Annotated in this window: 25 protein-coding genes; 7 read left to right on the top strand and 18 right to left on the bottom strand. The window is 39.2% G+C overall.

Going from position 1 to position 26,330, the window contains the following annotated elements; genetic code table 11:
• Nucleotides 1-12: 12 nt before the first annotated feature.
• Nucleotides 13-1,863 carry a translational GTPase TypA gene (typA, locus tag D3873_RS04190; protein WP_119882857.1) on the bottom strand — a complete coding sequence of 617 codons (1,851 nt, stop codon included), beginning with the start codon at nucleotides 1,861-1,863 and terminating at the stop codon, nucleotides 13-15.
• A gap of 115 nt (nucleotides 1,864-1,978) precedes the next feature.
• On the opposite strand from typA, the gene D3873_RS04185 reads away from it, so the two are divergent.
• Entirely contained in the window at nucleotides 1,979-2,164 is a 186-nt protein-coding gene (locus D3873_RS04185; protein ID WP_119882856.1) for a YlaF family protein, read from the top strand.
• 41 nt (nucleotides 2,165-2,205) lie between these two features.
• On the opposite strand, the gene D3873_RS04180 is transcribed toward D3873_RS04185, so the two are convergent.
• Both D3873_RS04180 and D3873_RS04175 read right to left on the bottom strand, forming a co-directional pair.
• Entirely contained in the window at nucleotides 2,206-2,997 is a 792-nt protein-coding gene (locus D3873_RS04180; RefSeq protein WP_119882855.1) for an inositol monophosphatase family protein, read from the bottom strand.
• A gap of 92 nt (nucleotides 2,998-3,089) precedes the next feature.
• Nucleotides 3,090-3,290: a hypothetical protein gene (locus D3873_RS04175; protein WP_119882854.1), complete on the bottom strand. Its 201-nt coding sequence runs from the start codon at nucleotides 3,288-3,290 to the stop codon at nucleotides 3,090-3,092.
• Nucleotides 3,291-3,433: 143 nt separating this feature from the next.
• Here D3873_RS04175 and D3873_RS04170 point away from each other — a divergent pair, with 143 nt between their 5' ends.
• Nucleotides 3,434-4,060 (top strand): YktB family protein, encoded by a 627-nt coding sequence (locus D3873_RS04170; RefSeq protein ID WP_119882853.1) that lies wholly within the window; start codon nucleotides 3,434-3,436, stop codon nucleotides 4,058-4,060.
• A gap of 177 nt (nucleotides 4,061-4,237) precedes the next feature.
• Here D3873_RS04170 and D3873_RS04165 read toward each other — a convergent pair whose 3' ends face one another.
• Together D3873_RS04165 and D3873_RS04160 are read right to left on the bottom strand one after the other, a co-directional pair.
• Nucleotides 4,238-4,516: a UPF0223 family protein gene (locus D3873_RS04165; protein ID WP_119882852.1), complete on the bottom strand. Its 279-nt coding sequence runs from the start codon at nucleotides 4,514-4,516 to the stop codon at nucleotides 4,238-4,240.
• 21 nt (nucleotides 4,517-4,537) lie between these two features.
• Complete coding sequence (locus D3873_RS04160) at nucleotides 4,538-5,503, bottom strand: NAD(P)H-dependent flavin oxidoreductase (protein ID WP_119882851.1); 966 nt, start codon at nucleotides 5,501-5,503, stop codon at nucleotides 4,538-4,540.
• An 89-nt stretch (nucleotides 5,504-5,592) separates the two neighbouring features.
• Between D3873_RS04160 and D3873_RS04155 the strand changes: the two genes are divergently transcribed.
• Nucleotides 5,593-7,062 (top strand): aminotransferase class I/II-fold pyridoxal phosphate-dependent enzyme, encoded by a 1,470-nt coding sequence (locus D3873_RS04155; RefSeq protein WP_119882850.1) that lies wholly within the window; start codon nucleotides 5,593-5,595, stop codon nucleotides 7,060-7,062.
• A gap of 256 nt (nucleotides 7,063-7,318) precedes the next feature.
• Here D3873_RS04155 and D3873_RS04150 read toward each other — a convergent pair whose 3' ends face one another.
• The 6 genes from D3873_RS04150 to D3873_RS04125 all read right to left on the bottom strand — a co-directional run bounded on the left by D3873_RS04150 (nucleotide 7,319) and on the right by D3873_RS04125 (nucleotide 14,052).
• A complete protein-coding gene (locus D3873_RS04150) occupies nucleotides 7,319-8,158 on the bottom strand; it encodes a polysaccharide deacetylase family protein (protein ID WP_119882849.1) in 840 nt (279 codons plus the stop codon).
• 79 nt (nucleotides 8,159-8,237) lie between these two features.
• Nucleotides 8,238-9,650, bottom strand: a complete 1,413-nt coding sequence (gene lpdA, locus D3873_RS04145) for a dihydrolipoyl dehydrogenase (RefSeq protein WP_119882848.1) — start codon at nucleotides 9,648-9,650, stop codon at nucleotides 8,238-8,240.
• Between the two features lie 4 nt (nucleotides 9,651-9,654).
• A complete protein-coding gene (locus D3873_RS04140; RefSeq protein ID WP_119882847.1) occupies nucleotides 9,655-11,037 on the bottom strand; it encodes a dihydrolipoamide acetyltransferase family protein in 1,383 nt (460 codons plus the stop codon).
• Between the two features lie 18 nt (nucleotides 11,038-11,055).
• Entirely contained in the window at nucleotides 11,056-12,033 is a 978-nt protein-coding gene (locus tag D3873_RS04135; RefSeq protein ID WP_119882846.1) for an alpha-ketoacid dehydrogenase subunit beta, read from the bottom strand.
• A 3-nt stretch (nucleotides 12,034-12,036) separates the two neighbouring features.
• Nucleotides 12,037-13,158: a pyruvate dehydrogenase (acetyl-transferring) E1 component subunit alpha gene (gene pdhA, locus D3873_RS04130; RefSeq protein WP_119882845.1), complete on the bottom strand. Its 1,122-nt coding sequence runs from the start codon at nucleotides 13,156-13,158 to the stop codon at nucleotides 12,037-12,039.
• Between the two features lie 249 nt (nucleotides 13,159-13,407).
• Nucleotides 13,408-14,052 carry a YkyA family protein gene (locus D3873_RS04125; protein WP_162920135.1) on the bottom strand — a complete coding sequence of 215 codons (645 nt, stop codon included), beginning with the start codon at nucleotides 14,050-14,052 and terminating at the stop codon, nucleotides 13,408-13,410.
• 141 nt (nucleotides 14,053-14,193) lie between these two features.
• Between D3873_RS04125 and def the strand changes: the two genes are divergently transcribed.
• Nucleotides 14,194-14,760 (top strand): peptide deformylase, encoded by a 567-nt coding sequence (def, locus tag D3873_RS04120; RefSeq protein WP_119882843.1) that lies wholly within the window; start codon nucleotides 14,194-14,196, stop codon nucleotides 14,758-14,760.
• 281 nt (nucleotides 14,761-15,041) lie between these two features.
• Here def and D3873_RS04115 read toward each other — a convergent pair whose 3' ends face one another.
• Together D3873_RS04115 and D3873_RS04110 are read right to left on the bottom strand one after the other, a co-directional pair.
• Nucleotides 15,042-15,563, bottom strand: a complete 522-nt coding sequence (locus tag D3873_RS04115; RefSeq protein ID WP_119882842.1) for a hypothetical protein — start codon at nucleotides 15,561-15,563, stop codon at nucleotides 15,042-15,044.
• Nucleotides 15,564-15,656: 93 nt separating this feature from the next.
• Nucleotides 15,657-16,427 carry a Cof-type HAD-IIB family hydrolase gene (locus D3873_RS04110; protein WP_119882841.1) on the bottom strand — a complete coding sequence of 257 codons (771 nt, stop codon included), beginning with the start codon at nucleotides 16,425-16,427 and terminating at the stop codon, nucleotides 15,657-15,659.
• A gap of 273 nt (nucleotides 16,428-16,700) precedes the next feature.
• On the opposite strand from D3873_RS04110, the gene D3873_RS04105 reads away from it, so the two are divergent.
• The gene (locus D3873_RS04105) at nucleotides 16,701-16,910 is read left to right on the top strand and encodes a DNA-dependent RNA polymerase subunit epsilon (protein WP_119882840.1); all 210 of its coding nucleotides are present in this window, start codon (nucleotides 16,701-16,703) and stop codon (nucleotides 16,908-16,910) included.
• Nucleotides 16,911-16,915: 5 nt separating this feature from the next.
• Nucleotides 16,916-18,583: a ribonuclease J1 gene (rnjA, locus tag D3873_RS04100; RefSeq protein ID WP_119882839.1), complete on the top strand. Its 1,668-nt coding sequence runs from the start codon at nucleotides 16,916-16,918 to the stop codon at nucleotides 18,581-18,583.
• 360 nt (nucleotides 18,584-18,943) lie between these two features.
• Here rnjA and D3873_RS04095 read toward each other — a convergent pair whose 3' ends face one another.
• The 5 genes from D3873_RS04095 to D3873_RS04075 all read right to left on the bottom strand — a co-directional run bounded on the left by D3873_RS04095 (nucleotide 18,944) and on the right by D3873_RS04075 (nucleotide 24,522).
• Complete coding sequence (locus D3873_RS04095; protein WP_119882838.1) at nucleotides 18,944-19,603, bottom strand: potassium channel family protein; 660 nt, start codon at nucleotides 19,601-19,603, stop codon at nucleotides 18,944-18,946.
• Between the two features lie 62 nt (nucleotides 19,604-19,665).
• Nucleotides 19,666-21,474, bottom strand: coding sequence for an ABC transporter ATP-binding protein (locus tag D3873_RS04090; protein WP_238473825.1), 1,809 nt, complete (start codon nucleotides 21,472-21,474; stop codon nucleotides 19,666-19,668).
• A 13-nt stretch (nucleotides 21,475-21,487) separates the two neighbouring features.
• A complete protein-coding gene (locus D3873_RS04085) occupies nucleotides 21,488-23,233 on the bottom strand; it encodes an ABC transporter ATP-binding protein (protein WP_119882837.1) in 1,746 nt (581 codons plus the stop codon).
• A gap of 227 nt (nucleotides 23,234-23,460) precedes the next feature.
• Nucleotides 23,461-23,910: a TlpA family protein disulfide reductase gene (locus tag D3873_RS04080; RefSeq protein WP_119882836.1), complete on the bottom strand. Its 450-nt coding sequence runs from the start codon at nucleotides 23,908-23,910 to the stop codon at nucleotides 23,461-23,463.
• 72 nt (nucleotides 23,911-23,982) lie between these two features.
• A complete protein-coding gene (locus tag D3873_RS04075) occupies nucleotides 23,983-24,522 on the bottom strand; it encodes a peroxiredoxin (protein WP_119882835.1) in 540 nt (179 codons plus the stop codon).
• 173 nt (nucleotides 24,523-24,695) lie between these two features.
• On the opposite strand from D3873_RS04075, the gene D3873_RS04070 reads away from it, so the two are divergent.
• Nucleotides 24,696-26,144, top strand: coding sequence for a magnesium transporter CorA family protein (locus D3873_RS04070; protein WP_119882834.1), 1,449 nt, complete (start codon nucleotides 24,696-24,698; stop codon nucleotides 26,142-26,144).
• The last annotated feature ends 186 nt before the right edge of the window (nucleotides 26,145-26,330 follow it).

The raw sequence follows: 26,330 nt of genomic DNA, 5'->3' as shown, positions 1-26,330 counted from the left end.
CCTACCCCTTTCTTATGCGTCTTGTTCTGCGTATTTCTTTTTCTTCGCAAGACGTTCACGTTCGTTTTTATCTAAAATCTTTTTACGTAAACGAATCGATTGTGGCGTAATTTCACAGTACTCATCATCATTCAGGTATTCTAATGCTTCTTCAAGCGTCATAATACGTGGTTTTTTACGAGTAGTTGTCGCTTCTTTATTCGCAGAACGAATGTTGTTCGCTGCTTTTACTTTCGTAATATTAACGGTTAAGTCATTATCACGCGTATGCTCTCCAACGATCATTCCTTCATAAATATCTGTCGCTGGCTCTACGAAAATCGTTCCACGATCTTCTACACCTAAAATTCCGTATTCGGAAGCTTTACCAGTTTCCATGGAAACAAGTACACCCTTCGAACGTCCACCAACACGACCTTGTGCCATTGGTTGGTAGCTATCAAACGTATGGTTGATAATTCCGTAACCACGAGTAAGTGTTAAGAAATCTGTCGTATACCCGATTAATCCACGTGCAGGCACCATAAACGTTAAACGTACTTGACCAGAACCATTGTTCACCATATCAAGCATTTCACCTTTACGCTCACCCATTGATTCAATAATCGATCCAACATGTTCTTCTGGAATATCAATTTGAACGCGTTCTACTGGCTCGCAGCGTACTCCATCAATCTCACGAACGATTACTTCCGGTTTAGACACTTGAAGTTCAAAACCTTCACGGCGCATGTTTTCAATTAAAATCGATAAATGCAACTCGCCACGACCAGAAACAATCCATGCATCCGGTGAATCGGTTGGGTCAACACGCAACGATACATCTGTTTCTAATTGTGCTTGAAGACGCTCATCAATTTTACGAGCAGTTACCCATTTCCCTTCACGACCAGCAAACGGACTATTGTTTACTAAGAATGTCATTTGAAGTGTTGGCTCATCAATACGTAAAATTGGCAATGCTTCTGGTTGTTCTGTTGGACAAACTGTTTCCCCAACGTTGATATCTTCCATTCCAGATACCGCTACTAGATCTCCAGCTTTGGCTTCTTGAATTTCGATACGTTTAAGTCCCATGAAACCAAACATTTTCGTCACACGGAAGTTTTTCACTTTGCCATCAAGCTTCATAAGAGAAACTTGTTGTCCTACTGACATTGTTCCGCGGAAAATACGTCCAATCCCAATACGACCTACATAATCGTTGTAATCTAAAAGCGATACTTGGAATTGTAATCCTTCTTCACTGTTGTCAATTGGTGCAGGAATTTTATCGATAATTGCATCGTAAATTACTTGCATCGTTTCTTCTTGGTCAGCTGGATCTGGAGATAAACTCGCAGTGCCGTTAATACCAGAAGCGTAAATTACTGGGAACTCTAATTGATCATCATTTGCTTCTAACTCAATGAAAAGTTCCAGTACTTCGTCTACAACTTCTTCAGGACGAGCAAAGTCACGGTCAATTTTGTTTACAACTACGATTGGTTGTAAATTTTGTTCTAACGCTTTTTTCAATACAAAACGAGTTTGAGGCATACATCCTTCATACGCATCTACTACTAGTAGAACACCATCTACCATTTTCATGATTCGTTCTACTTCGCCTCCGAAGTCAGCATGTCCAGGCGTATCCAAAATATTAATTTTTACATCTTTATATTGAATTGCAGTATTTTTTGCTAGAATAGTAATACCACGTTCGCGTTCAATGTCGTTCGAGTCCATTGCACGTTCGTCTACTTGTTCATTGGAACGGAAAATTCCAGATTGCTTCAGTAATTGGTCAACTAATGTTGTTTTTCCGTGGTCAACGTGGGCAATGATTGCAATATTTCTTAAGTCTTGACGTAAATTTGTCATTGTTTCACTCCATCTTCTTTTTTCGAGTCCATAACTGTGATATTATAGCACAGATTTACAATAATTATCTTTATTTATAATAAACAGTTTATTTCACAAGTAGGGAGCAACTAATATGAAGTCGATTAAATGGGTATTTGTACTGTATTCACTCGGTGCATTAATTTCAATGTTTGCGATTGGAGTATTCGTAGGTTTACGTTCTATTCCTGGTGTTCTGTTCAGTATTTTACTTCTAATTCTAATCATGGGATTTGGATTTAAGACGAAGAAAAAGATGCGCGACGACGGAACACTGTAAAAGACAAAACGGTCACTCTTTTTTCTAGAGCGACCGTTTTTTTATTTTAAACGAATGTACTTTTCAATAATTTGACGATGAATACTTTTGTTGGCAATGAAAAACGTATCTTTGTCGACCATCGTCAACTCATTTCCACGAAGGTTTGTTACCACAGCACCTACTTCTTCTGCAATAATTCTTCCACCTGCGATATCCCAAGGATTTAATCGCATCGACATATAAGCATCTAATCTCCCCGTGGCTACATACACCGTTTCTAAGGCTGCAGAACCATAGGAACGAATTCCCCTTACATCTCGAACAAGTTGAATCATCCCATCGTGCTCAATACGCTTATTTGGAATGGACCAACTAGCATTCATTCCAACTAGCGCTTCAGAAAGATGCGCTTCTTCAAGGGGAGGGATGGGTTTGCCATTTAAATAAGCACCTTGTCCTTTTTCTGCTTCGTAAAGCTCCTCTAACATAACATCAAACACAAACCCAAATGCTGGTTTTCCATCCATGTAGATACCTAGTGAAATGGCGAAATTCCTTTTTTGATGGATAAAATTCATCGTGCCATCAATCGGATCTAAAATCCATACGACACCTTCAAGCGATTCCACGCTGTCTCCAAAACCTTCCTCACCCATCACTCGATGGGTAGGATATGATTCTTTTATTCGTTGAATGAAAAACTTCTCAATATCTTGATCGATGTTCGTCACTAAATCATTTACGTTCGACTTAGAAGAGATCCAGATATCCCCGTCTAAGGATGCACGAATTTTACTACCTGCTTCTATGATTAGCATTCTAGCGAATGACTGTATTGTGTCCGTTGTCAAAAGTACCACTCCTTCAATTGCTTCTAGTATAACGAAAAAATGCACCTCTTGTCGCAAGTGGACAATCGGTGCATTACCTGTATAAGGTGAAGTTATTGAACGAGTACATGGAGAGCCTCCAATTCTTCGTGAATCTGTTTCAAACGTAGAATACTCTTTTCCTTTTCTACTTCATCTCCACGTTGCATGGCATCGAAAAGACTAGCTAATTCATAATCTTGCTCTAATCGAAGCGCATAAGATTGTTTTCTCTCTAATTCATCTTTTCGAATAATATGCACGACTTGTTTCATGATGTACACCCCTTTTCTTTTTGTATATATCGGAATATTCCGATTTTTTATTATAAGTATATGCAAGCTTTTAATCTTTCTTACATGATTTTTTCCCATCTTTTCATTAAACTAAACGTAGGAAATGTGGAAAGGAGATAAATATGATTCCAGCTTTTACGAAATCCGACTTTGAGGTATTCGAAGTAGACGGATTAGAACAACGTATGCAAGCACTAACAGAGATAGTACGCCCTAAATTCCAGCAATTTGGAGATCGTTATAAAACTTATTTTACGGAAAGTTTTGGCAACGAATTTCATGTACATATTGCAAAACACCTTCGGAGAACTGTCAATCCTCCGAAAGATTCCTGGGTAGCACTAGCTCCCAACAAACGTGGATATAAAGCAATTCCTCATTTTCAAATTGGCTTATGGGGTTCTCATGCATTCATCATTCTGGCAGTTATTTATGAAGCAAAAGATAAATCTCTTATGGCCGAACGTCTATTGAAAAAGCTCCCGACGTTAAAAAAATTGCCCGCAGATTTTGTTGTATCCGGAGATCATATGTCACCAGAAGGTGTAACATTAAAAGATGCAAAAAAAGAAATTCTGGAAAGTTTGCTCGTTCGGTTACGTGATGTGAAAAAAGGTGAATTTGTGATTGGAAGACACATCCCTAGAGAAGAAGCTATCACAATGAGCGATGAAGAGTTTGCGAAGCTCATAGAAGAGACATTCGAAAAACTACTTCCCGTTTACAACATATTGAATGGAGTAAAGTGAACAGAGTGCCTCATGAAGTGCGTCAGCTTCATGAGGCTATTTTTTTAGAATACTTATTCATTTTAGCCCTACGATCCATGACTTCTTTTTATACCGTACATACAAAAAACCATGAACTAATGAATAATCGCTCATGGTCATATTGTGCTATCCACTTTATTCGTAAAAACAAACTCGTTAATCTCTACCCCCACGAATAATCGCTCCATCTTTCGCGTCTTTTAATTTTTTCACTGCTTCAAAAGAGGCGTAGCCACTTTCTTTTTCAAACTCTCGGAAAAGTGTTTTTTCTTCTGCTTTTGACGGAATAACAGATTGAAATGCTCGATACTTTGAAAGTAACGTTTCTTTCTTAATTCCTCCTTCAAACGCTTGTTCAATTGCTTGAAAAAATTCAACAACCGTTACGATTTCTTCCGTTTTCCAATCACTTGAAAAAGGATACGAATAGTTCATGTTCATTCCTACTTTCTACGTCTAAATTTGTACGTTCCATTTCATCCGAATCGAATCTCCTTGACTAATTATTCGATCAAATAGTTCTTGGACACTTGGGATATCTTGTATTAAACCGGTAACTTGTCCAGCCCAGCCAAATCCATTTGAAGCATCCCCATCGTATATATATTTTTTATTTGCTTCGCCACTTATATACGTTTTTAAGGCTTCATAGGAAGGTGTTTTTTCTTCAATAGAGAGAATAGTATCTGTCCATGCATTCGTTAATGCCCTTGCTGGTGCACCGATTGATCGCTTAATCACCGTCGTATCTGTTTCCGTCGCTTGAAGTAAATGGTGTTTATATGCTTCCGATGCGTGGACACACTCTTTTGTGGCAATAAAACGAGTTCCCATTTCTATACCTTCTGCACCTAAAGCGAGTGCCGCCATGAATCCTCTCCCATCTCCAATCCCTCCTGAAGCGATGACAGGAATCTTGACTGCATCTACTACTCTTGGAATTAAGACAAATGTTCCTACATCATCTCTTCCAAGGTGCCCTCCTCCTTCTTGTCCTACTACCATAACTGCATCTGCTCCTAGGGCTTCCGCTTTCTGCGCTTGTCTAACAGCAGCCACTAACACGAGAGTTTTACATGCCGTTCCTTTAAGTTGTTCAAAAATCGGGGCAGGATTGCCTCCCGTCATCGAAATCACAGGAACTTTCTCATCAATCGCTACTTGTAACATGTCCAAAAATGCACGTCCATGGTTTCCAATCGCAAAATTTACGCCAAATGGTTGATCTGTCAAAGTACGCACTTTATGTATTTCTTGTCGTAAACTTTCCGGATTATCTAAACTCATTGCTGTAATTTGTCCTAGACCACCGGCATTTGAAACTGCAGCAGCAAGATCTGCATATGCTAAATAAGCAAGTCCCCCTTGAATAATGGGATACTTAATTCCCAATAAATCTGTCACACGTGTTGAATAATTCATGCCTACCACCTCCTTTTTTCATTTTAACATGAAGTGAGATGTGCTATAATTCATTTGTTTTTTACTTTAGGAAGTGGGGGTTTAATACCTTGTCACAATTAGAAACACCACTATTTGATGTTTTATTAAAACACCGAAACCGTCATCCTGTTCAATTTCATATACCTGGACATAAAAAAGGAGCAGGCATCGACCCTGCTTTTCGTGATTTTGTAGGGGACAATATCCTCTCCATAGATTTAATCAATATTGCGCCACTTGACGATCTTCATTCGCCAAAAGGGGCAATTAAAAAAGCACAAGAATTAGCAGCTGAAGCGTTTGGTGCAGATCACACTTTCTTTTCCGTTCAAGGAACAAGTGGAGCGATTATGACCATGATTCTAACAGTTGTTGGACCGGGAGATAAAATTATCGTCCCTCGAAATGTCCATAAATCGATTATGTCCGCCATTGTATTTGCTGGCGCAGTCCCTGTTTTCATTCACCCAGAAGTGGATATTGAACTTGGAATTTCACACGGAATTTCTGCAGAATCCGTTGAAAAAGCATTAGAGGCAAATCCAGATGCAAAAGCAGTTCTTGTCATTAACCCAACCTATTTTGGTGTCGCTGCGGATTTAAAACGAATTGTAGATCTTGCTCACGCTCGCGATATTCCTGTCGTGGTAGACGAAGCGCATGGCGTTCATATTAAATTTCATGAATCCTTACCCGTATCTGCCATGCAAGCTGGTGCCGATATGGCCGCAACATCTGTACACAAGCTAGGTGGATCCATGACACAAAGCTCCGTCTTAAATGTCAAAGAAGGACTTGTTTCACCGAAACGTGTGCAATCGATTTTGTCGATGTTAACCACCACTTCAACGTCTTATCCGATTTTAGCATCGCTGGATACTGCTAGAAGACAATTAGCTATTCACGGAGAAGAAATGTTAACCGAGACAATCCGTCTTGCAAAAGATGCTCGTAAACGCATCAACCAAATTCCTCATTTGCGTTGCGTGGGGAAGGAAATACTCGGCACCTCTGCCACGTTTGATATGGACCCAACAAAATTATTAATTAGCGTGAAAAACTTAGGAATATCTGGTCATGATGCGGAAGAATGGCTACGTGAAAAAGCGAATATTGAAGTGGAACTATCCGATTTATACAACATTTTATGTATCGTAACGTTAGGTGATACTAAAAAAGAGTTGAATATACTTGTCAATGCGCTTGCACGAATGGCAAAAGAATTCGAAACAGAAGCAACAGTCGTCGAATCGTCTGTAACTGTTCCTGACATTCCACGTCTTGCCATGACACCTCGTGATGCATTTTATGCAACGACGGAAATCGTTGATCTAGATGAATCGGTTGGACGAATTTCGGCTGAATTTATAATGGTATATCCACCAGGTATTCCGATTTTTATTCCAGGGGAAATAATTACACAGGATAATATTGACTACATCCGATTGAATATCGAAGCAGGACTACCAGTTCAAGGACCGGAAGATGACCAATTGAAAAAACTACATGTGATTAAAGAACACCAAGCATTTTATTAAAAAAAAACACGTATTCCGAATGACTGGAATACGTGTTTTTAAATTGCATGAAATTTTGATTGGATTGAAGTTATCTCAAAGAGAATTTCGAGGATTTGTCGCTTTCTCAAAATAGTGAAAGCGCTCGAAAACTTCTTGGAACCGCTTATAAAATGAGCGAAATCGCTTGTAACTCTTTTTTAAAAGTTAGAATCTATTATTTCGCCTAAAAATTTCACTCCCAAAAAAAGAGCAGCTGAATCAGCTCCTCTTCATCTTATTGAACACCTTGAATTGTTGCGGGATCAACAAAACCGTAGCCTTTATCGCGGAATCCTTGAATGATGGTTGGAAGTGCTTCATTCGTCCAATCGCGATCATGCATAAGTAAGTTCGCACCATTGACTAAGTATGGTGTATTGATCATGATGTCCGATAATGCTGCTGCATCCATGTATGCTTTTTCCCAGTCGTACCCGTACGTCCAGTTCATCGCAAGCATGCCTTCTTCTTTTACTAATTGTTTCGAGTAGTCCGTGTTAGAACCAAATGGCGCACGGAAGAATATCGGACGTTCTCCTATTATTGCTTCAACTGCATCGCTTACTGCTAAGATTTCTTGTTTTTGCTCTTCTTCTGAAAGTTGTTTTAAGTTTGCATGTGTTTGAGTATGGTTACCAATTGGGAATCCCATCTCATGGATCGCTTTCACGACTTCTTTTTCTTCATCTGAATCAAGGAAGTGACCATTTACAAAGAAAATGGCTGGTACTTCTAATTCTTTTAGTTTTGTCGCCATCTCAAGTGCATGCTTGTCCGGAGCATCATCTATTGTAACAAGTACTGCCTTCTCTGGTGCATCGGCAATTGGTTTCAATGTCCAATTTGCTTCACTTAATTCATACTGTGACGTAATTTCTTCTGGAGTTTCCTCCACATCCTCTTCTGGAACTTCTACTGTGTCTTCTTTGACTTCAGAGGACGGTGTTTCTTCTGATACTGGTGGTTCGACAGTTTCTTTATCCTTCGTTGCTCCTGTTGAAGCATTGTCTTCTCCGCAACCGGATAACGCTAGTAGCAACGCACCTAAAATAGCGGTATTTCGTATGTATGTCATGCTGTCACATCCCTTTCGTATGCCATTTTACCATGGCAATAAAAAAAACGCATGGACGAATCCACACGTTTTCTAATATTTATTTTGATAAAATATGAATCGGATGACCCATCACAACTTCTGCTGCTTCCATCGCGATTTCTCCCAAAGTAGGGTGTGCGTGAATTGTCATTGCGATGTCTTCCACTGTCATTCCAGCTTCAATTGCTAAACCAAGTTCTGCAATCATGTCTGACGCACCTTGACCAACAATTTGAGCACCTAGCAATAAACCATCTGATTTACGAGAAACTAATTTCACGAAACCTTCTGTAGCATTTAATGCTAATGCACGACCATTTGCTCCGAATGGGAATTTCCCAGCAGCAACTTCATACCCTTCTTTTTTCGCTTGCTCTTCAGATAAACCAACCGTTGCTAGTTCTGGATCTGTGAAACAAACTGCAGGAATTGCCATGTAGTCTACGATAGACGTTTGACCACCAATAACTTCAGCTGCTACTTTTCCTTCGTAAGATGCTTTATGGGCAAGTTGTGGTCCCGATACAACGTCACCAATTGCGAAAATATTGTCGACACTTGTGCGACATTGTTCGTTTACGTCAATTAACCCGCGGTCTGCCATTTTTAATCCTAATTCTTCAAGACCCATTTCGTCTGTATTCGGACGACGGCCAACAGTTACTAATACGTAATCAGCTTCGGCTTTCTTCTCTTCTCCGCCAGCCTCATAAGTTACAGTTACGCCAGAATCTGTTTCTTCTACACCTTTTGCAGATGCTTTTACGACAACTTCTACGCCTTTTTTCTTCAATCCTTTTTTCACGATCGTTGTCATTTGTTTTTCAAATCCTGCTAAAATGTCGTCAGCGCCTTCGATAATTGTTACTTCAGAGCCTAAATTAGCATACGCTGTTCCAAGCTCTGTTCCGATATATCCGCCACCAATAACGACTAATTTCTTCGGAAGTTCTTGTAAGTTTAAAGCTCCCGTTGAACTTAGTACACGTTTTGAAAATTTAAACGATGGAATCTCCACTGGACGAGATCCAGTCGCAATAATTGCATGTTTGAATGTATACGTTTGTGATGATTTTTCATCCATCACTTTCACTGTGTTTCCATCAACAAAGTATGCTTCTCCACGTACTAACTCTACTTTGTTGCCTTTTAATAATCCTTCTACTCCACCTGTTAACTTTTTCACAACGCTTTCTTTAAACGCTTGTGCTTTTGAGAAATCAAGTGTGACATCGTTTGCCGTAATCCCCATATCATCCGAATGTTTCGCTTGTTCGAAACGATGACCTACAGAGATAAGTGCTTTTGAAGGAATACATCCAACATTTAGACAAACGCCGCCAATTTCTTCGCGTTCTACGATTGTCACTTTTTGACCAAGTTGAGCGGCACGAATTGCAGCCACGTAACCTCCTGGACCTGAACCAATGACGAGTGTATCTGTTTCAATTGGGAAATCTCCAACTACCATGTTTTTACGCCTCCATTAATAAAAGTTCTGGATTGCTTAATAATGTTTTGATGTGATTCAACGCATGCTGAGCAGTTGCTCCATCAATCATACGGTGATCAAAGCTCAATGATAATGCTAACACAGGTGCTGCTACGATTTCACCATTTTTAATTACAGGTTTTTCCGCAATACGGCCAATTCCAAGAATCGCGACTTCTGGATGGTTGATAACAGGTGTAAACCATTGACCGCCAGCTGAACCGATATTTGTAATAGAACAAGAAGCGCCTTTCATTTCTGCAGGAGCTAATTTACCATCACGGGCTTTTGTAGCTAATTGGTTAATTTCATCCGAAATCGCAAAAACAGATTTTCGATCAGCATTCTTAATAACTGGTACTAATAATCCTTTATCCGTGTCCGCTGCAATCCCAATATTGAAGTAATGTTTGTGAATTACTTCATTTGTTTCATCATCGAATGATGTATTTAATGCTGGGAATTCACGTAGTGTGCTGACTAACGCCTTCACGACATACGGTAAGTATGTTAATTTGATTTCTTTTTGTGCTGCGATTTCTTTGAATTTTTTACGATGTGCGACAAGTTCTGACACGTCCACTTCATCCATCAATGTTACGTGCGGAGCCGTGTGTTTTGAATGAACCATAGCCTTCGCAATTGCACGTCGAATTCCTGACATTTTTTCTCGTGTTTCAGGGAATTCCCCTTCAGGAATAACTTGTTTAGCTGGTGCATCTTGTTCTGTTTGTTCTTGCTCAGCAGCTGAACTATCTGTTTGTGCACTTTGTTGTGGTGTAGAGTCTTGACCGCCATTCATGAATGCTTCAACATCTTCTTTCAGTATACGGCCATTCTTACCTGAGCCATTTACTGCTTTAATGTCCACTTCGTTATCGCGCGCAAATTTACGAACCGATGGCATCGCAATAACGCGACCATTTGGATCTGGTGAGGAAGGAACTGCCTTCTCAGCGTCAGCTTTTGGTGCTTGATCGTTTTTAGGTGCTTCGGCTTGTGGTTCTTTTGCTGGAGCTTTATCAACATCTTGACCTTTTTCAGCTGTAGCTTGCACTTGTTCTTCTGCTTTTTCCTCGCCTTTAGGTGCGTCTTCGTGACCACCTTTGAATTGAATATCTTCGTAGCCAGGCGCATCTAAACGAATAAGAACTTGTCCTACTGTTGCGACAGTACCTTCTTCTACTAGCACTTCTTCCACTTTCCCAGCTACTGGAGATGGAATTTCAACAACTGCTTTGTCGTTTTGAACTTCACATAAAATATCGTCTTCTGCGACTGTGTCGCCTGCTTTTACGAACCATTTGACGATTTCGCCTTCGTGGATTCCTTCCCCGATATCGGGTAATCGAAATTCAAATGCCACAAAATTCACCCTTTCGAATTAGAATTCTAGAACTTTTTTCGCTGTTGCGATGATGTCATCTGCGTTTGGTAACCATACACCTTCTGCTTGTGAGAATGGGAATACAGTGTCCGGTGCAGTTACTCGAAGTACAGGAGCTTCTAAGCTTAGGATGGCACGTTCGTTAATTTCTGAAACGACGTTCGCTGCGATACCTGCTTGTTTCTGTGCTTCTTGTACGACAATTGAGCGACCTGTTTTTTCAACGGATGCAATAATCGTTTCAATATCTAACGGTTGCACAGTACGAAGGTCAATTACTTCTACAGAATGCCCTTCTTTTTCAAGTGCTTCCGCTGCTTTCATACTTTCTTGCACCATAGCGCCATAAGTGATAATCGATAAATCGGATCCTTCACGTTTTACAGCCGCTTTTCCTAATGGAATTGTGTATTCTTCTTCCGGCACTTCTTCACGGAATGAACGGTATAATTTCATATGCTCTAAGAAGATAACTGGATCGTTATCACGAATAGAAGAAATAAGTAAACCTTTCGCATCGTAAGGAGAAGAAGGAATAACTACCTTTAACCCTGGTTGTGATGTCATTAAACCTTCTAAGCTGTCCGCATGCATTTCAGGTGTGTGAACGCCACCACCAAATGGAGAACGGATTGTGACAGGTGCTGAGTAAGAGCCGCCGCTACGGTAGCGCATACGAGCAAGTTGTCCACTAATCGAGTCCATTACTTCGTAAACGAATCCAAAGAATTGGATTTCAGGGACTGGACGGTACCCTGTTAATGCTAAACCTATTGCAAGGCCACCGATTCCAGATTCTGCTAACGGCGTATCGAATACACGATCAACACCGAATTCTTTTTGAAGACCTTCCGTTGCACGGAAAACTCCTCCATTTACTCCTACGTCTTCTCCGAAGACAAGTACATTTTCATCATTTTTTAGTTCGACACGGAGTGCATCCGTAATCGCTTGAATCATCGTCATTTGTGCCATCGGTTACTTCGACTCCTTCTCCGTATAAAAGTCTAATTGCTCTTTTAAATTGAAAGGCATTTCCGATTTTGGATCATACATAATGTTGATCAAATCGGACACTTTTTGTTTAGGTGTCGCATCTGCCTCTTTAATTGCTTGTTTAATTTCTTCTTTTGCACGTTCGATTACTTCGTTTTCTTTTTCTTCGTTCCATAATTTTTTACCTTCTAAATAAGCACGGAAACGAACTAGAGGGTCTTTCTTTTCCCACTCAGAATCTGTATCTGATGTACGGTAACGTGTTGGGTCATCCCCTGCCATTGTATGTGGTCCATAACGGTAACATAGCGTTTCAATAAGCGTTGGACCTTCTCCATTTACTGCACGTTCACGAGCATCTTTTGTTGCTACGTAAACTGCCAATGGATCCATTCCATCCACTAAGATACTTGGAATACCTGCTGCAATCCCTTTTTGCGCGATTGTTTTTGCTGCAGTTTGCAGTTCGCGTGGCGTTGAAATTGCAAATTGGTTATTTTGGACAATAAAAATTGCAGGTGAACGGAATGCTCCCGCGAAGTTAATCCCTTCGTAGAAGTCTCCTTGAGAAGATCCACCGTCTCCTGTATACGTTACAGCGACTGCTTTTTCACCGCGTTTTTGAAGTCCAAGTGCAACTCCCGCAGCTTGAATGAATTGCGCACCGATAATAATTTGCGGTGGGAATACGTTGACGCCTTCTGGGATTTGATTCCCAACAAAATGTCCACGAGAGAATAAGAATGCTTTTGTTAATGGAAGGCCGTGCCAGACGATTTGCGGTACGTCACGGTATCCAGGTAGAATGAAGTCTTCTTTTTCTAAAGCAAAATGAGAAGCAAGTTGTGAAGCTTCTTGTCCAGCTGTTGGTGCATAAAACCCTAAACGGCCTTGACGGTTAAGTGAAATCGAACGTTGATCTAAAATACGTGTATAGACCATACGGCTCATTAATTCTACTAATTCATCATCCGATAGATTGGGATCTGCTTCTTTGTTTACAATTTCCCCTTTTTCATTCAGAACTTGAAACAATTCGAATTGGTTTTCAATTGTTTCTAACGTTTTGACAGGGTCAAACGATTTGGCGTTTTTTGTTGCCATATCAACAACTCTCCTTTAACTGTATTAAAATGACGTTGATTTTGTAGTAATACAACACGTTTACTTTACAAGTATACTTGATGGACAATAGGTGGTCAAACATTGTAAACACTAGTGTTTATTAATTTATTAATATAATAAATTTTCAAAGAATTTCAAACTGTTATAGTGTTTGCGAGGTGCTGTACTATAATAGTAGATGACAAAAAAACCTTTATACATACAGAAAACGACCTTTCTCAAGGTCGTTTACTTGTTTGATTCCAAACTGTTATATAGTTTTTCTTTCCTCGTATTTACTTCTTTAGTAGATGCATTAAAAGCTTCCACAGCTTTTTTTACAACATCATTTTGTTCATTTACTTGCTTTACTTTCTCTTCTAAAGTAGCTTGTTCTGTTTTATCATCGGGTAACATCGCATACATTTCTTCTGTAAGCGTCAACAACTTCGAGTAAGCCGTATTAACCTCATCATGTAATGTGTATCGCTCGGAAAACGCTTGTTCTAAAGCAGAAAGATCGGCTGCGTATGCTTCGTCCTTCGATTCTTTCACAATATCTTGAAGGGCTATTAGTTCTTTTTCAGCATCTTCCATCGATTGATTTTCTTTTTTCATGAAGGACGTGCGATCTTTTAGAGAAGCTTGAAGTTTGGATGTTTTTTCTTTTACTGCTTCTAGTTCTTCTTGCGTAAGGGCCATCACTTCATTAAATAACGCAGATTCTTCGGATTCCGATTTGGCTAATTTTTCTTGAGCATCACGGTACCCTTGTTCTTTTTCATATGTAGCTTCTAACACTTCGGTTACTTGATCTTCGACCGAATTACCAAGTGTACAACCAGCTAATAACAAGGAGGATACGATCGCCCCACTAATTATTACTTTTTTCATCATCTAACCCCCTAAGACTCTTCCTACTATAGCGAGGAAGCGAAGAAAATTCAACATTCTAAAAGTCGTGGTTTTTTATTTGCAACGAAGTGTGACTTCGATATACTTAACGAAGAACTGTGAACGAAAGGACTGCTCGAAATGATTTTAATGAAAGATATAATTCGTGAAGGGCACCCTACTCTCCGCGAAAAAGCGAAAGAAGTAGTACTCCCTCTCTCTGATGAAGACAAACAACTTGCCCATGATTTATTAGAATATGTGGTGAATAGTCAAGACGATGAATTAGCTGAAAAGTATGATATACGCCCTGGAATTGGGATTGCTGCTCCTCAAATTAATGTTTCAAAGCGTATGTTCGCGCTTCATATCGAAGAGGAAGATGGTGACGTCAGTTTCGTTGCAATTAATCCTAAAATCGTGAGCCACTCCGTAGAAAAAACGTATTTAGCCTCTGGTGAGGGCTGCTTATCTGTGGATCGAGAAGTACCAGGATACGTTCCACGCTATGCACGGGTTACCGTCACTGGATTTTATCCAACTGGGGAAGCATTTAAAATGCGGTTAGATGGATTAACTGCTATTGCGTTTCAGCACGAACTGGATCACTTAAATGGTGTCATGTTCTATGATCGTATTAACGAAAAAGATCCTTTTGCAGAAATTCCAAATGCGAAGGCATTAGATCGAGATGATTCAGAAGAATAAAAGAAAGCATCTTGTAGGCGAATCAAATCGCTTTCAGGATGCTTTTTTATCGTACTGGTTTCAAAGTACTGCAATTTGCGGTGATTAACTTTCATTTGCGTATGTTAACTTTCATTTGCGTATGTTAACTTTCATTTGTGTATGTTAACTTTCATTTGCGGTGATTAACTTTCATTTGAACAAGCATATAGGAAAAAAAGTAGTCAGTGTGACAGTTATTATGCTTCAATTGACGTCTCCCAATCGACTTTTCTCTAAGCAATGGAGATTAAAAAAAGTAGTTAATGTTCATATAAGAGATTGTTCGACTGATCATATGCTCTGAAAATGGTCTTAGAGGCATTTGTTATATCCGTGGTGTAATAAATAGTCGTTCCTCCATTAAAGGCGTGATACTTCAAGGGAATTTCTTTTGCATCGTGAAATGATTGATAGGTTACATTGGAAATATTTTCGTCAGTCGAGATGATAAGATGATAATTTGCTAGAGGGTTTCCTTCTCCAGTTCCCGTCCAAGACATTCCAGTGAATCCTTCTGTACCCTTGTTTGATGAAACTGAGCCAAAATCTTTTACATTGTATTTTCGAAAAAAGTTTTGGGTAAGTTCTACAATTTGAATTTCTTGTGTATCGCTTTCCAGAAAAAGCAACTTACTCTTATCTAATTCAGCAGCCACTACATACTGATGAAAATAACCCTCTTCAGAGAGAGCCTCTTCGATGGAGTCCGGTGAAAAGAGGAGGACAGCACTAATGAGTATTATCGTAAGCAGTAGTGTCCAGACAATGTAAGAACGTTTCAACCTGTCTCCCCCTATTTCATTCGAATAATTGGAGTCATAAAGCGCTCCACCCCAATATATTCAACCTCCAGGTGGCATTTTCCTCTCTGTCGATTAAATCAATCCTAATTTTTCCATCGCTTCCGTTAATCCTTCTTCATCTACATGACCCGTTACGTGATCTGCCACTGCAATTGTTTCTCGATGCCCATTCCCCATCACAACCCCAATTCCTGCTGCTTTAATCATTTCCACATCATTTAAACCGTCTCCGAATGCAATGATGTCTTCCACATTTACTCCTAATTTCTCTCTCAATGCTTCTATCGCATTTGCTTTCGAGCCGCCCCCTGGCAACACATCCACCGAGTAGTCATGCCAACGGACAAATTTTAAATGAGGAAAGCTTCGCTTATATTCTTCTTCTTCCCCCTCCTGACAAAATACAAGCGCTTGATAAATATCGTTCTGACCAATGATCGCATTGTCCACTTCTGGATACGGAAAATGAAGGCTACTTATAGCTTGATCAATAAATGGATGATTTTCTTTGTTCGCAATCATCTTCTCTTCATTCATTACGACAATTGGGTGTTGGCGGTTGGATGCGAACAGCTGTAACGCTTGCAACTTTTCGTTTGATATGGCTTCTGTATGAAATACGTCGTTTTTATACACAACGTATTGGCCATTAAAACAAACATAAGAATCTATTTGCAGTTTTTCCAACACAGGACGAATCATAAATGGGGCACGGCCAGTCGCGATAAAGATCTCGCTTCCCTTTTCTTTCGCTTTTTGAATGGAATGAATCGTTTTTTCTGAAAGCTGTTTTTTCGAATTATAGAGCGTCCCGTCTATATCGAAAAATAAATATTTTTTCATCTGTAATCCTCCAAGTATAGTGTGTTTAGAAGTAGGGTAACCTTTACAAAACTTGCAAAATTCCGTATAATAGTGTATAGGGAGTGATTTGCCATGTTAAAACGTCTCAAGAAGAAAATACTTAGACGATTAGGCGGCATACTCGGGAAAAAATCCATTGCGTAGTGTTTTTTGCCTCACTATTTTTAGTGGGGCTTTTCTTTTATTTAAAAGGCGTGCATGTTATTATAAGGAAAGTGATGTTATTATGCACGTGAAAAAAGGAGAGTAAGAATGATTTACAAAGTTTATTATCAAGAAAACATGTTAGAAGTACCAGTTCGCGAAAACACAAAAACGCTTTATATGGAAGCGGACTCAGAGCGTGAAGTACGTTTCGCTTTGAAAGATCGTAAGTACAACATTGAGTTAGTACAAAAATTAGAAGGTAGCCATTTGGAATATGAGCAAGCTAGTGTCAATTTCAATGTGGAGAAAGCATAACCTGTATGAAATTTGTTAAGAACGATCAAACAGCGGTTTTCGCACTCGGCGGACTGGGCGAAATCGGCAAAAACACATACGGTGTTCAATTTCAAGATGAAATCATTTTGATTGACGCTGGCATTAAATTCCCTGATGATGATCTGCTTGGAATTGACTACGTCATTCCAGATTACACGTACCTCGTGAAAAACGTAGATAAGATTAAAGGTCTATTTATCACGCATGGTCACGAGGATCACATTGGTGGAATTCCTTATTTATTAAAGCAATTAAATGTTCCTGTTTACGGCGGCAAGCTAGCATTAGGTTTGCTTCGCAATAAATTAGAAGAACATGGTTTATTACGCACAACGAAAATGACAGAAATTACGGAAGATGAAGTGATTAAATTCCGTAAAACGTCTGTGTCATTTTATCGCACAACCCACAGTATTCCGGATGCCTTTGGAGTTGTCGTTAAAACACCTCCAGGAAATATCGTGCATACTGGTGACTTTAAGTTCGATTTCACCCCTGTTGGTGAACCAGCGAACTTAACGAAAATGGCCGAAATCGGAAAAGAAGGCGTATTATGCTTATTATCTGATAGTACAAATGCAGAAGTTCCGAATTTTACTATGTCAGAACGAAAAGTTGGCGAAAGCTTAAACGAAATTTTCCGGAAAGTAAATACACGAATTATCTTTGCAACGTTTGCATCAAACATTCACCGTCTACAACAAGTGACGGATGCAGCGGTAAAGTTTAATCGTAAAATTGCGGTATTTGGACGTAGTATGGACAATGCCATCACGATTGGTCGTGAGCTAGGATATATTACTGCTCCTAAAGAAACATTCATTGACGCACAAACATTAAACCGTTTACCGGCGAATGAAGTCATGATTTTATGTACTGGTAGCCAAGGGGAACCAATGGCTGCACTTTCTCGGATTGCGAATGGAACGCATCGCCAGATTCAAATTCAGCCTGGTGATACAGTGATTTTCTCTTCTTCCCCAATCCCTGGCAACCGAATGAGTGTTAACAAGACAATCAATTTACTTTTCCGTGCAGGAGCGGAAGTAATTCATGGATCGTTAAATAACATTCATACTTCTGGTCACGGATCGCAGGAAGAACAAAAGTTAATGTTACGATTAATGAAACCGAAATTTTTCATGCCAATCCACGGTGAATATCGTATGTTGAAAATGCATACCGAACTTGCTGTCGATTGTGATGTAAATCCGGATAATACATTTATTATGGAAAATGGAGACGTTTTAGCTTTAAGTCAAAATGAAGCTTCTGTCGCAGGACGCATTCCTTCTGGGGATGTTTACATCGATGGTAGTGGAATTGGAGATATCGGCAATATCGTTCTTCGTGATCGACGGATTTTATCGGAAGAAGGTCTCGTGATCGTGGTAGTAAGCTATGATGCGAAAAAAGGAAAAATCGTCTCAGGTCCAGATATAATCTCCCGTGGGTTTGTTTATATGAGAGAGTCAGGTGCGATGATTCATGAAGCACAATCAATGTTATCTCGTCATTTAAAGCAAACAGCTAAATCAGCTGATACACCTTTAAGTGAATGGAAAACAGAAATCATTGAAACGCTAAGTCCTTATTTGTTTGAAAAAACAAAACGTCGTCCAATGATTTTACCGGTCATTATGGAAGTTTAATCGAAACTGTAAATGAGTGAAGAAATTCACTTGTTTACAGTTTTTTTATTGCTCTGGCATTTAACAAAAGAAAGTATTAAATCCCCAACGATTTCAATCGTTCTTTTTGCTTGTAAATAGCCAGTCAAAAATTTACCGAGCTCAATGATTAGTTAACACAACTCTCCTTCTATTAGCGGTGGCCAATTCTCTATCAACTCCAATGACATTCTATCAGCGGTGGCACGTTTTCTATTAGCGCAAACGCGACTTCTATCCGTGCAACCCTCGCTTACCACTTCCCTCTATTTCATGTGCCAAAATCTCCTGAAACATGCATAATAAAAACCGTTGGAACAACGAGTGTCCCAACGGCTTCATTTAGTTTAATGCTTTCTTTTCAAAGCGGATGATATCTGCATCAGCACCTATGACAATCATGATGTCATGTAGTTGAATTGGTTCATCTGCTTGCGGAGAAACGATAATGTCTTCTCCACGCTTAATTGCCACGATATTAATTCCATATTTCGCACGGATGTCTAAATCCAAAATAGTGGATCCCGCGAGTAGTTCATTCGCTTTGATCTCCATAATGGAATGTTCATCTGATAACTCTAAATAATCTAAAACGTTGTTCGACATGATATTGTTTGCAATACGAATACCCATATCACGTTCGGGATGGACAACTTGGTCCGCACCTATTTTGCGCAACACTTTTTCATGGTAGTCGTTTTGCGCCTTGACCGTGATTTTATTTACACCAATTTCTTTCAACATTAATGTGGTTAAAATACTGGATTGAATGTCTTCACCGATCGCAACAATTACGTGATCAAAATTACGGATTCCGAGTGATTTTAACACGGACTCATCTGTGGTATCTGCCACGACCGCTTGTGTCGCGATTGATGCAAATTCATCAACACGATCTGGGAATTTATCAATCGCCATAACATCTCCACCTTGAGAGATTAGCTCACGCACGATACTTCCACCAAATCGTCCTAGTCCTATAACTACAAATTCTTTTTTCATACGTTCCCTCCGCATTTTCGGAATGGAGTTAGTTTACCATAACTTGATAGAAAACGCCTACCTCATTCTTCGGCAAATTGAGATAACACAAGTTTGTGGTAATGCCCCTTGTTTTCCATTAAGGATTCGTGCGTACCTGATTCTAAAATCGTCCCATGCTCTAATACGACAATTTGATCCGCTTCACGAATAGTGGAAAGACGATGGGCAATCATGATCGCTGTGCGATCTTTAAGTAACGTTTTTAATGCTTCTTGAATTTGAATTTCGGTTTCTGTATCAATAGAAGCTGTTGCTTCATCTAAAATAAGAATTCTTGGGTCTGCTAGTAATGCTCGTGCGAAGGAAAGAAGTTGACGTTCTCCAACGGAAAGAATATTCCCTCGTTCTTCCACTTCTGTTCCATAGCCATTTGGAAGTTTGGCAATAAACCGATCTGCCCCAACAGCTTCGGCAGCTCGAATGACTTCCTCATCGGTTGCAGCTGGATTTCCAAATCGTATGTTTTCCATTATTGTCCCTGAAAAGATAAATGTTTCCTGCAAGACAATACTAATTTTTGAGCGGAGCGAAGAAAGTGAAATGTCTCGAATCGGAATTCCATCGATTCTTACTTCCCCTGCAGTAGCGTCATAAAAACGAGCAACTAAATTCGCAATCGTCGTTTTACCAGAGCCTGTATGCCCAACTAAAGCGATTGTTTCTCCTGCATGCATTTTAAGGGAGATACCCTTTAAAGCAAGTCGATTCGCTTCGTAGCCAAATTCCACGTCAGTGAATACAACTTCGCCTTTCATCTCTTCTAGCTCAATTGCATCTTCTTTTTCATCCACTAGAGGTTTCTCATCTAAGAATTCAAAAATTCGTTCTGACGAGGCCATCCCCATTAATAATTGATTGTACACTTGACCAAGTCTTGAAATTGGCTCCCAAAACATCCCTAAATAGAACGCGAAAGAGACGAACTCTCCCAGATCTAAACCATTTCTGCTAATTAAATACGCACCAAAAATAATAAGCACGGCAGACCCTACAGCATTTGTCATTTCCACAAACGGACGGAACATGGAGTTTTTCTTTGTGGCAGTTTTCCATGACTCATAGCTTTCCTCGTTAATCCCGTGGAAAAATGCCATGTTCTCATTTTCCTGCGTAAATGCTTGTGTAATTCTCATTCCTTGAATACTTTCATTTAAATGGGAATTAATCTTTGCCTGTTTTAATCGCACATCTTGCCAAGACCGTCGAATATTTTTTCGCAGTTTTGTAGAAATCCAAAACATGATCGGAAGAATGACGAGAACAGCCAATGCTAGAGGTGGACTCAAAGTGAATAAAATCACGGTGATGCCGACGAGCATTAACATATCCATTAAAAGGTTAATAACACCATTTGTAAAAAGCTCTTGTAACGAATTAATATCATTCATGATTCGAACAAGAATGGAACCAGCGGATCGCTGATCGAAAAAGCGATGGGATAATCCTTGCACGTGGGTGAATAAATGCTTTCGTAAATCATAAATCACATTTTGTCCAAGTTCATTCATCCATTCAATCCGGTACCTATTCGCAATCGTGTTAATGATAAAAAGAACAGCGATTGACGACACGAGAATTGTAAGCATTTTTACATCTTTTTGTTGTAGAGCTTGGTTAATCACATATACCCCGATCATTATGGGGATTGCTAGTCGAATCGCGGTTGTTAATAGAACAGCGATTATTGCTTTTGGCAAAAGCGTTTTGGAATAGGCTTTCATATACGTAAATAACCGCATCAGTTGTTTCCAGTTAAATGGTGCATCGATTGCTTCATCTGTCGAATAGCGGAATCGTTGCAGTACTGTTGGATGTACTTGTTTTGTCAATGTTACTCCCCCCTTACCTGTTTACTGCGGATAATTGGTCCTTATATTGAATTTCATAAATTCGTTTATATAGTCCTTCTTGAGGTATTAACGATTCATGGGTGCCTTTTGCCACCATTTTCCCATTATCGAGAACAATAATTTCATCCGCATGTTTTACGGAGGAAATACGATGAGCAATGATGAAAGTCGTTCTACCCTTCATGACCTCTTCTAGCGCTTGTTGAATATGTCTTTCTGTCTTCATATCCACTGCGCTAGTTGCGTCGTCCAATACGAGAATCGTTGGATTTTGGCAAAGAGCTCGTGCTATAGCGATCCGTTGCTTTTGACCACCAGAAAGCCCTAGACCTCTTTCTCCCAACATCGTGTCATATCCTTTTGGCAATTCCATGATAAAGTCATGCGCGTTTGCACGCTTTGCTGATTCGATAATCTCTTCCAGCGTTGCTTCAGGTCTGCCATAAGAAATGTTCGCTTTAATCGAAGAAGAGAACAAGAATGACTCTTGTAACACATATCCAATAGATCGGCGTAATGTGTTTAAGGAATAATCAGCTAATGGTTTTCCGTCAATCAAAATAGTTCCATCCGTTGGTTCATAAAATCGGCTCAGTAACTGAGTAAATGTTGTTTTCCCGGATCCAGTCGCACCGATAATACCTACTTTTTTGCCTGCGGTTACATGAAGAGATAGGTTCTCAAGCGCTACATCATCCTCTTCACGATATTGCATCGTCACGTCATCGAAAAGAACTTCTCCTTCCATAGACTCAACGTCTATTGCATGCTCCTTCGTTTTAATAGGCTCAGGAGCTTCCAAAATTTCGAGTAGTCGCTCACCAGAAGCTTTCGATTGGGAGAATAAATTCACCGTAAATCCTAAATTCATAATAGGGAAAATTATGTAGCTTAATAGGCTATAAAAAGCGACCAATTCCCCGACTGCAAGAGTGTCGTTCATCACTAAGTAACCGCCATAGCCGAACAAAAACACGATACTTACATTTCCTAAGAATTCCATTAACGGGAAGTACTTTGCCCATATCATTGTCGTATCTAAGTAATTATCGCGATAATTCCCATTAGAATCGTTAAACTTATCTGTCTGAAACGATTCACGAGATAACGACTTTACCGTATTGATACCACTAATATTTTCCTGCACATTTGTATTTAATTTTCCAAACGATTTCCGAATCCCTCGAAATGCTGGATGTACCAGTTTTTCAAATCGCATAACAGCCACGACTAGTAGTGGCATAGACAATAACGACACTATGGTTAAAGAAACGGAGTAATACAACATAACGCCAATACTAACTGTCACTAAAAAGACGATCCGGCTTAACTCGACAAATCCAAAGGATAAAAAGAATCGAAACCCTTCTACATCGGCAGTTAAGCGTGACATTAAATCGCCTGTTTTCGCATTATCATAATAAGAAAACGGCAAACGTTGTAATTTTGAGTACAACGAATTTCGAAGTTCAAATACCGATTTAATCCCAAACATATCGCCAGCGTATTGACCGATATACGTGGCAACGCCTTTTATTACCATTAAACCAATAAACGTCATCGCAAGTGGAACGGCTAATTGATATTCTCCACCAGTAATAACACGGTCAATGGTTTGTTGAAGAATAATTGGATAACTTACGGTAATGATTAATGTCACAATTAACATCCCGATTGCAACGCAAAATAACCGTTTGTATGGCCAATAATATTCTTTCAATTTTTTGAAAACTTCCAAGATAATACCCCCTTCAAACAAACATAACACTTACTATAAACTAGGACTTTAGTAATTACGTCAGACTATAGTCTCAAATTGTTCGACATCCGAAATTTTCGACATTAAAATCATATAAAATAAGTCCTGTAACGACGTTCACAAGTCTCCACGAGCTCCTCAAAAGGTTACTCGGCTTCTCTTGAACAAAAAAACTCTCTCCAATTCACTGGAAAGAGCTTTAGAAATTATTTTTTCATTTCGTCTAGTACACGATTCACACGTTTTTCGAGCATTTTCATACCACTTCCACCTGCTTGGAAGTGTCGCAGCTGCCCATCTTTATCAAATACATAATAAGCTGGGACATATTGATTGTCGAATGCGTCTGTTAAGGACATTTCATTATCAACAAAAATGGGTTGGGTGATATCGTGAGCTGCTGCTACACGTTCAATTTCATCGATGTCCATGTCTTTTTCAGAACGTGGCATATGAACTGCGATAACATTTAAATCTTGTTTGTATTGATCTCGAAAAGCATTCACTTCTGGCATTGCTTCTTTACATAACCCGCAACTAATGGACCAAAAGTGAATAAGTGTCGGTTTCGATCCGACTAAATCTGCTTTTGTCACTTTTCCATTTAACCAAGTTGTAGCACCTGTTAACTCAGGCATAGGTGTTCGAAGTCGCATAGGTGTTCCTCCTTTTCGTAAAAAAATCCCCAAGTAACGATCGCCACTTGGGGAATTTCTCGCTACATTCTATTATAGTGTTTTTTGACCTGGACGCCAATTCGCAGGGCATAGTCCACCTGTTTGAAGTGCTTGTAATACACGTAACGTTTCATCTACATCGCGGCCAATGTTGTTATGGAATACTGTTTGGTATTGTAGTTCCCCTTCTGGGTTAATAATATATAAACCACGAAGAGCAATACCTTCTTCTTCAATTAACACACCGTACTCACGCGAAATGGCATGATTAGTATCTGCAGCTAATGGATACTTTAACTCTCCAAGGCCATTGTCTTGACGAGCAGTATTAATCCAAGCTAAATGTGTATGAATTGTATCTGTCGATACGCCAATGATTTCTGCATCTAAATCTTCGAATTCATCGTAACGATCGCTCATTGCTGTAATTTCAGTCGGACAAACAAATGTAAAGTCCATCGGATAGAAAAATAATACGGTCCACTTATCTTGTTTCATGTTTTCTTCTAAACTTACTTTACCAAATGATTTGTCAGCCATTACTGCGTCCATTGTAAAACGTGGCGCTTGTTTTCCTACCATTCTTTCCATTAAAATTACCTCCAAATTTCGATTCGTTTTCACCTTATATGCAAAAACAACACAAATGTAAGAATACCAAACTCATGATTTGTTATCAAATATCCTGCTGAAACTTGTTTGACTATCCACCAAAGTGGTACATGTTAGATAAGAACATTTATCAAAATGAAAGGAGGGTTCGCATGTCGAAAGAAACGACACTTACTCCACTACATATTAAAGATGGATATATGACATTTTTATTCCCATTTTCCTATAAGAAATTAAAAAAACAGGAGCTAATAGATGAGATAAAGCATCATGGTTTTACTTTTTTCACATTAGACCAAAAGGAGCTGGAGTCCAACTTTTACAATGGAGAAATTACAATTAGTCATGAAGAATTAGATCAGTATTTCCTGCCATTTTTAGAAAGTAAGTTATTTCCGAAAGAAGACAATGCGGAAGGTTTTTTGCGTTTTTCAAAACCTTTTTTCGAAACAGCCTCTTTACAAAAAGACGAAGAATCATTCGCTTTTTCCATCTTTAGTATGGATATTATAGTATGCCCGTTTGATATTGGTTTTATTACGATTCGTTTGAAAATGGAAGAATCACACGAGTTAAGTTCAACATTAAATTTCATGAATCATTTTCGTGTGCTCGATTCAAAATTGGAAGAAGAAAAAGGCGCAACTATTAAAAGAGATGGCCAACAGTTCTCCTCTATGCATCAATTTATTTTCGATCACTTAACGACGTTTATTCAACCGTTTTTAGTTCATGATGAATCACGTGCGGGATACTTTGGCAGTCTTCCCTTTTTTGAGGACGAACGGATGATGTCTAGTGCCTATTTGTTTACGGAGGAGAAAAATGAGTTTACGAAAGATCAGTTATTTCGGATTGGGCAGCTAGACGGCTTAAATCCCGACGGAGAACCGTTCATGTCGACTACAAACCCTGCTTATTTAGATCGTTACATTGAGCGTCATGTACATGACCGTTGGGCACCAGATTCGTATACAGTCACATCTGAGCATACGCAAATTACCATTACCAATCGAGACAAGGCAGAATTACCTCGGCCACTGCGACAGTTTATGAGTACGCATTATTACAATCTTCTTTTACATTATTATTATAAAATCATGCTGTACCGCGTGTCATTTGACTATAGTGAAGTAAAATGGGACAAAGATGAGGATTATGTAGAAGAACTTATTCAATTAATTTCCATCTTTTCTTCAAGATACTATTTTAGAGAAGTATCTGCGAGAACAGAGGGAAAAGAACTATCTTCTATTTATCGTGAAATTTTCAAACTAGATGAACTTTACGAAGAAGTGAAAACGACTCTTCAAGAACTATATAAAGCACAAGAAAACAAAGCAGATAAACGACACAATTTATTGTTATTTATGTTAACTGTTTTCACGGTTATTTCGGGAATTTACGGCATGAACTTAGTCATCAAAGATTGGGAAGGAAATACAGACTGGTCGAAAGTTCCTTCCTATTCCTTATTCGAGTGGATTTCACTCATTACTGCACTTACAGGAATTTTCTTATCCATTACACTATTAAGCCTATACTTCGGAAAAGGTATTTGGAAAAAAATACGAAAATGGCGTCGTGATCGAAAAGTTTGAATAAATGCGAAAAGACTGTTTTATTTCCTATTGATTGCGAAAAAATCTTATACACTTAATTAAGACGACCTGGTGGATGTTGTAGAAGTTGGAGAAATCCTCCCCTACACTTTCACCTTTTTTCATGCCAAGTAGAAACTTTCTCTAAGTGGACAGTGAGACTCTTACTTGTAAAAGACGCTTATT

This window comes from Paenisporosarcina cavernae, from assembly GCF_003595195.1.
Taxonomy (GTDB): Bacteria; Bacillota; Bacilli; order Bacillales_A; family Planococcaceae; genus Paenisporosarcina; species Paenisporosarcina cavernae.
The sequence above is the reverse complement of the archived record's forward strand: the minus strand, read 5'-3'. Positions and strand labels throughout refer to the sequence as shown.

Coding starts and splice junctions, on each gene's coding strand:
- typA (WP_119882857.1), bottom strand. CDS start 1,863: ATGACAAATTTACGTCAAGACTTAAGAAATATTGCAATCATTGCCCAC.
- D3873_RS04185 (WP_119882856.1), top strand. CDS start 1,979: ATGAAGTCGATTAAATGGGTATTTGTACTGTATTCACTCGGTGCATTA.
- D3873_RS04175 (WP_119882854.1), bottom strand. CDS start 3,290: ATGAAACAAGTCGTGCATATTATTCGAAAAGATGAATTAGAGAGAAAA.
- D3873_RS04170 (WP_119882853.1), top strand. CDS start 3,434: ATGATTCCAGCTTTTACGAAATCCGACTTTGAGGTATTCGAAGTAGAC.
- D3873_RS04165 (WP_119882852.1), bottom strand. CDS start 4,516: ATGAACTATTCGTATCCTTTTTCAAGTGATTGGAAAACGGAAGAAATC.
- D3873_RS04160 (WP_119882851.1), bottom strand. CDS start 5,503: ATGAATTATTCAACACGTGTGACAGATTTATTGGGAATTAAGTATCCC.
- D3873_RS04150 (WP_119882849.1), bottom strand. CDS start 8,158: ATGACATACATACGAAATACCGCTATTTTAGGTGCGTTGCTACTAGCG.
- lpdA (WP_119882848.1), bottom strand. CDS start 9,650: ATGGTAGTTGGAGATTTCCCAATTGAAACAGATACACTCGTCATTGGT.
- D3873_RS04135 (WP_119882846.1), bottom strand. CDS start 12,033: ATGGCACAAATGACGATGATTCAAGCGATTACGGATGCACTCCGTGTC.
- pdhA (WP_119882845.1), bottom strand. CDS start 13,158: ATGGCAACAAAAAACGCCAAATCGTTTGACCCTGTCAAAACGTTAGAA.
- D3873_RS04125 (WP_162920135.1), bottom strand. CDS start 14,052: ATGAAAAAAGTAATAATTAGTGGGGCGATCGTATCCTCCTTGTTATTA.
- def (WP_119882843.1), top strand. CDS start 14,194: ATGATTTTAATGAAAGATATAATTCGTGAAGGGCACCCTACTCTCCGC.
- D3873_RS04110 (WP_119882841.1), bottom strand. CDS start 16,427: ATGAAAAAATATTTATTTTTCGATATAGACGGGACGCTCTATAATTCG.
- D3873_RS04105 (WP_119882840.1), top strand. CDS start 16,701: ATGATTTACAAAGTTTATTATCAAGAAAACATGTTAGAAGTACCAGTT.
- rnjA (WP_119882839.1), top strand. CDS start 16,916: ATGAAATTTGTTAAGAACGATCAAACAGCGGTTTTCGCACTCGGCGGA.
- D3873_RS04095 (WP_119882838.1), bottom strand. CDS start 19,603: ATGAAAAAAGAATTTGTAGTTATAGGACTAGGACGATTTGGTGGAAGT.
- D3873_RS04080 (WP_119882836.1), bottom strand. CDS start 23,910: ATGCGACTTCGAACACCTATGCCTGAGTTAACAGGTGCTACAACTTGG.
- D3873_RS04075 (WP_119882835.1), bottom strand. CDS start 24,522: ATGGAAAGAATGGTAGGAAAACAAGCGCCACGTTTTACAATGGACGCA.
- D3873_RS04070 (WP_119882834.1), top strand. CDS start 24,696: ATGTCGAAAGAAACGACACTTACTCCACTACATATTAAAGATGGATAT.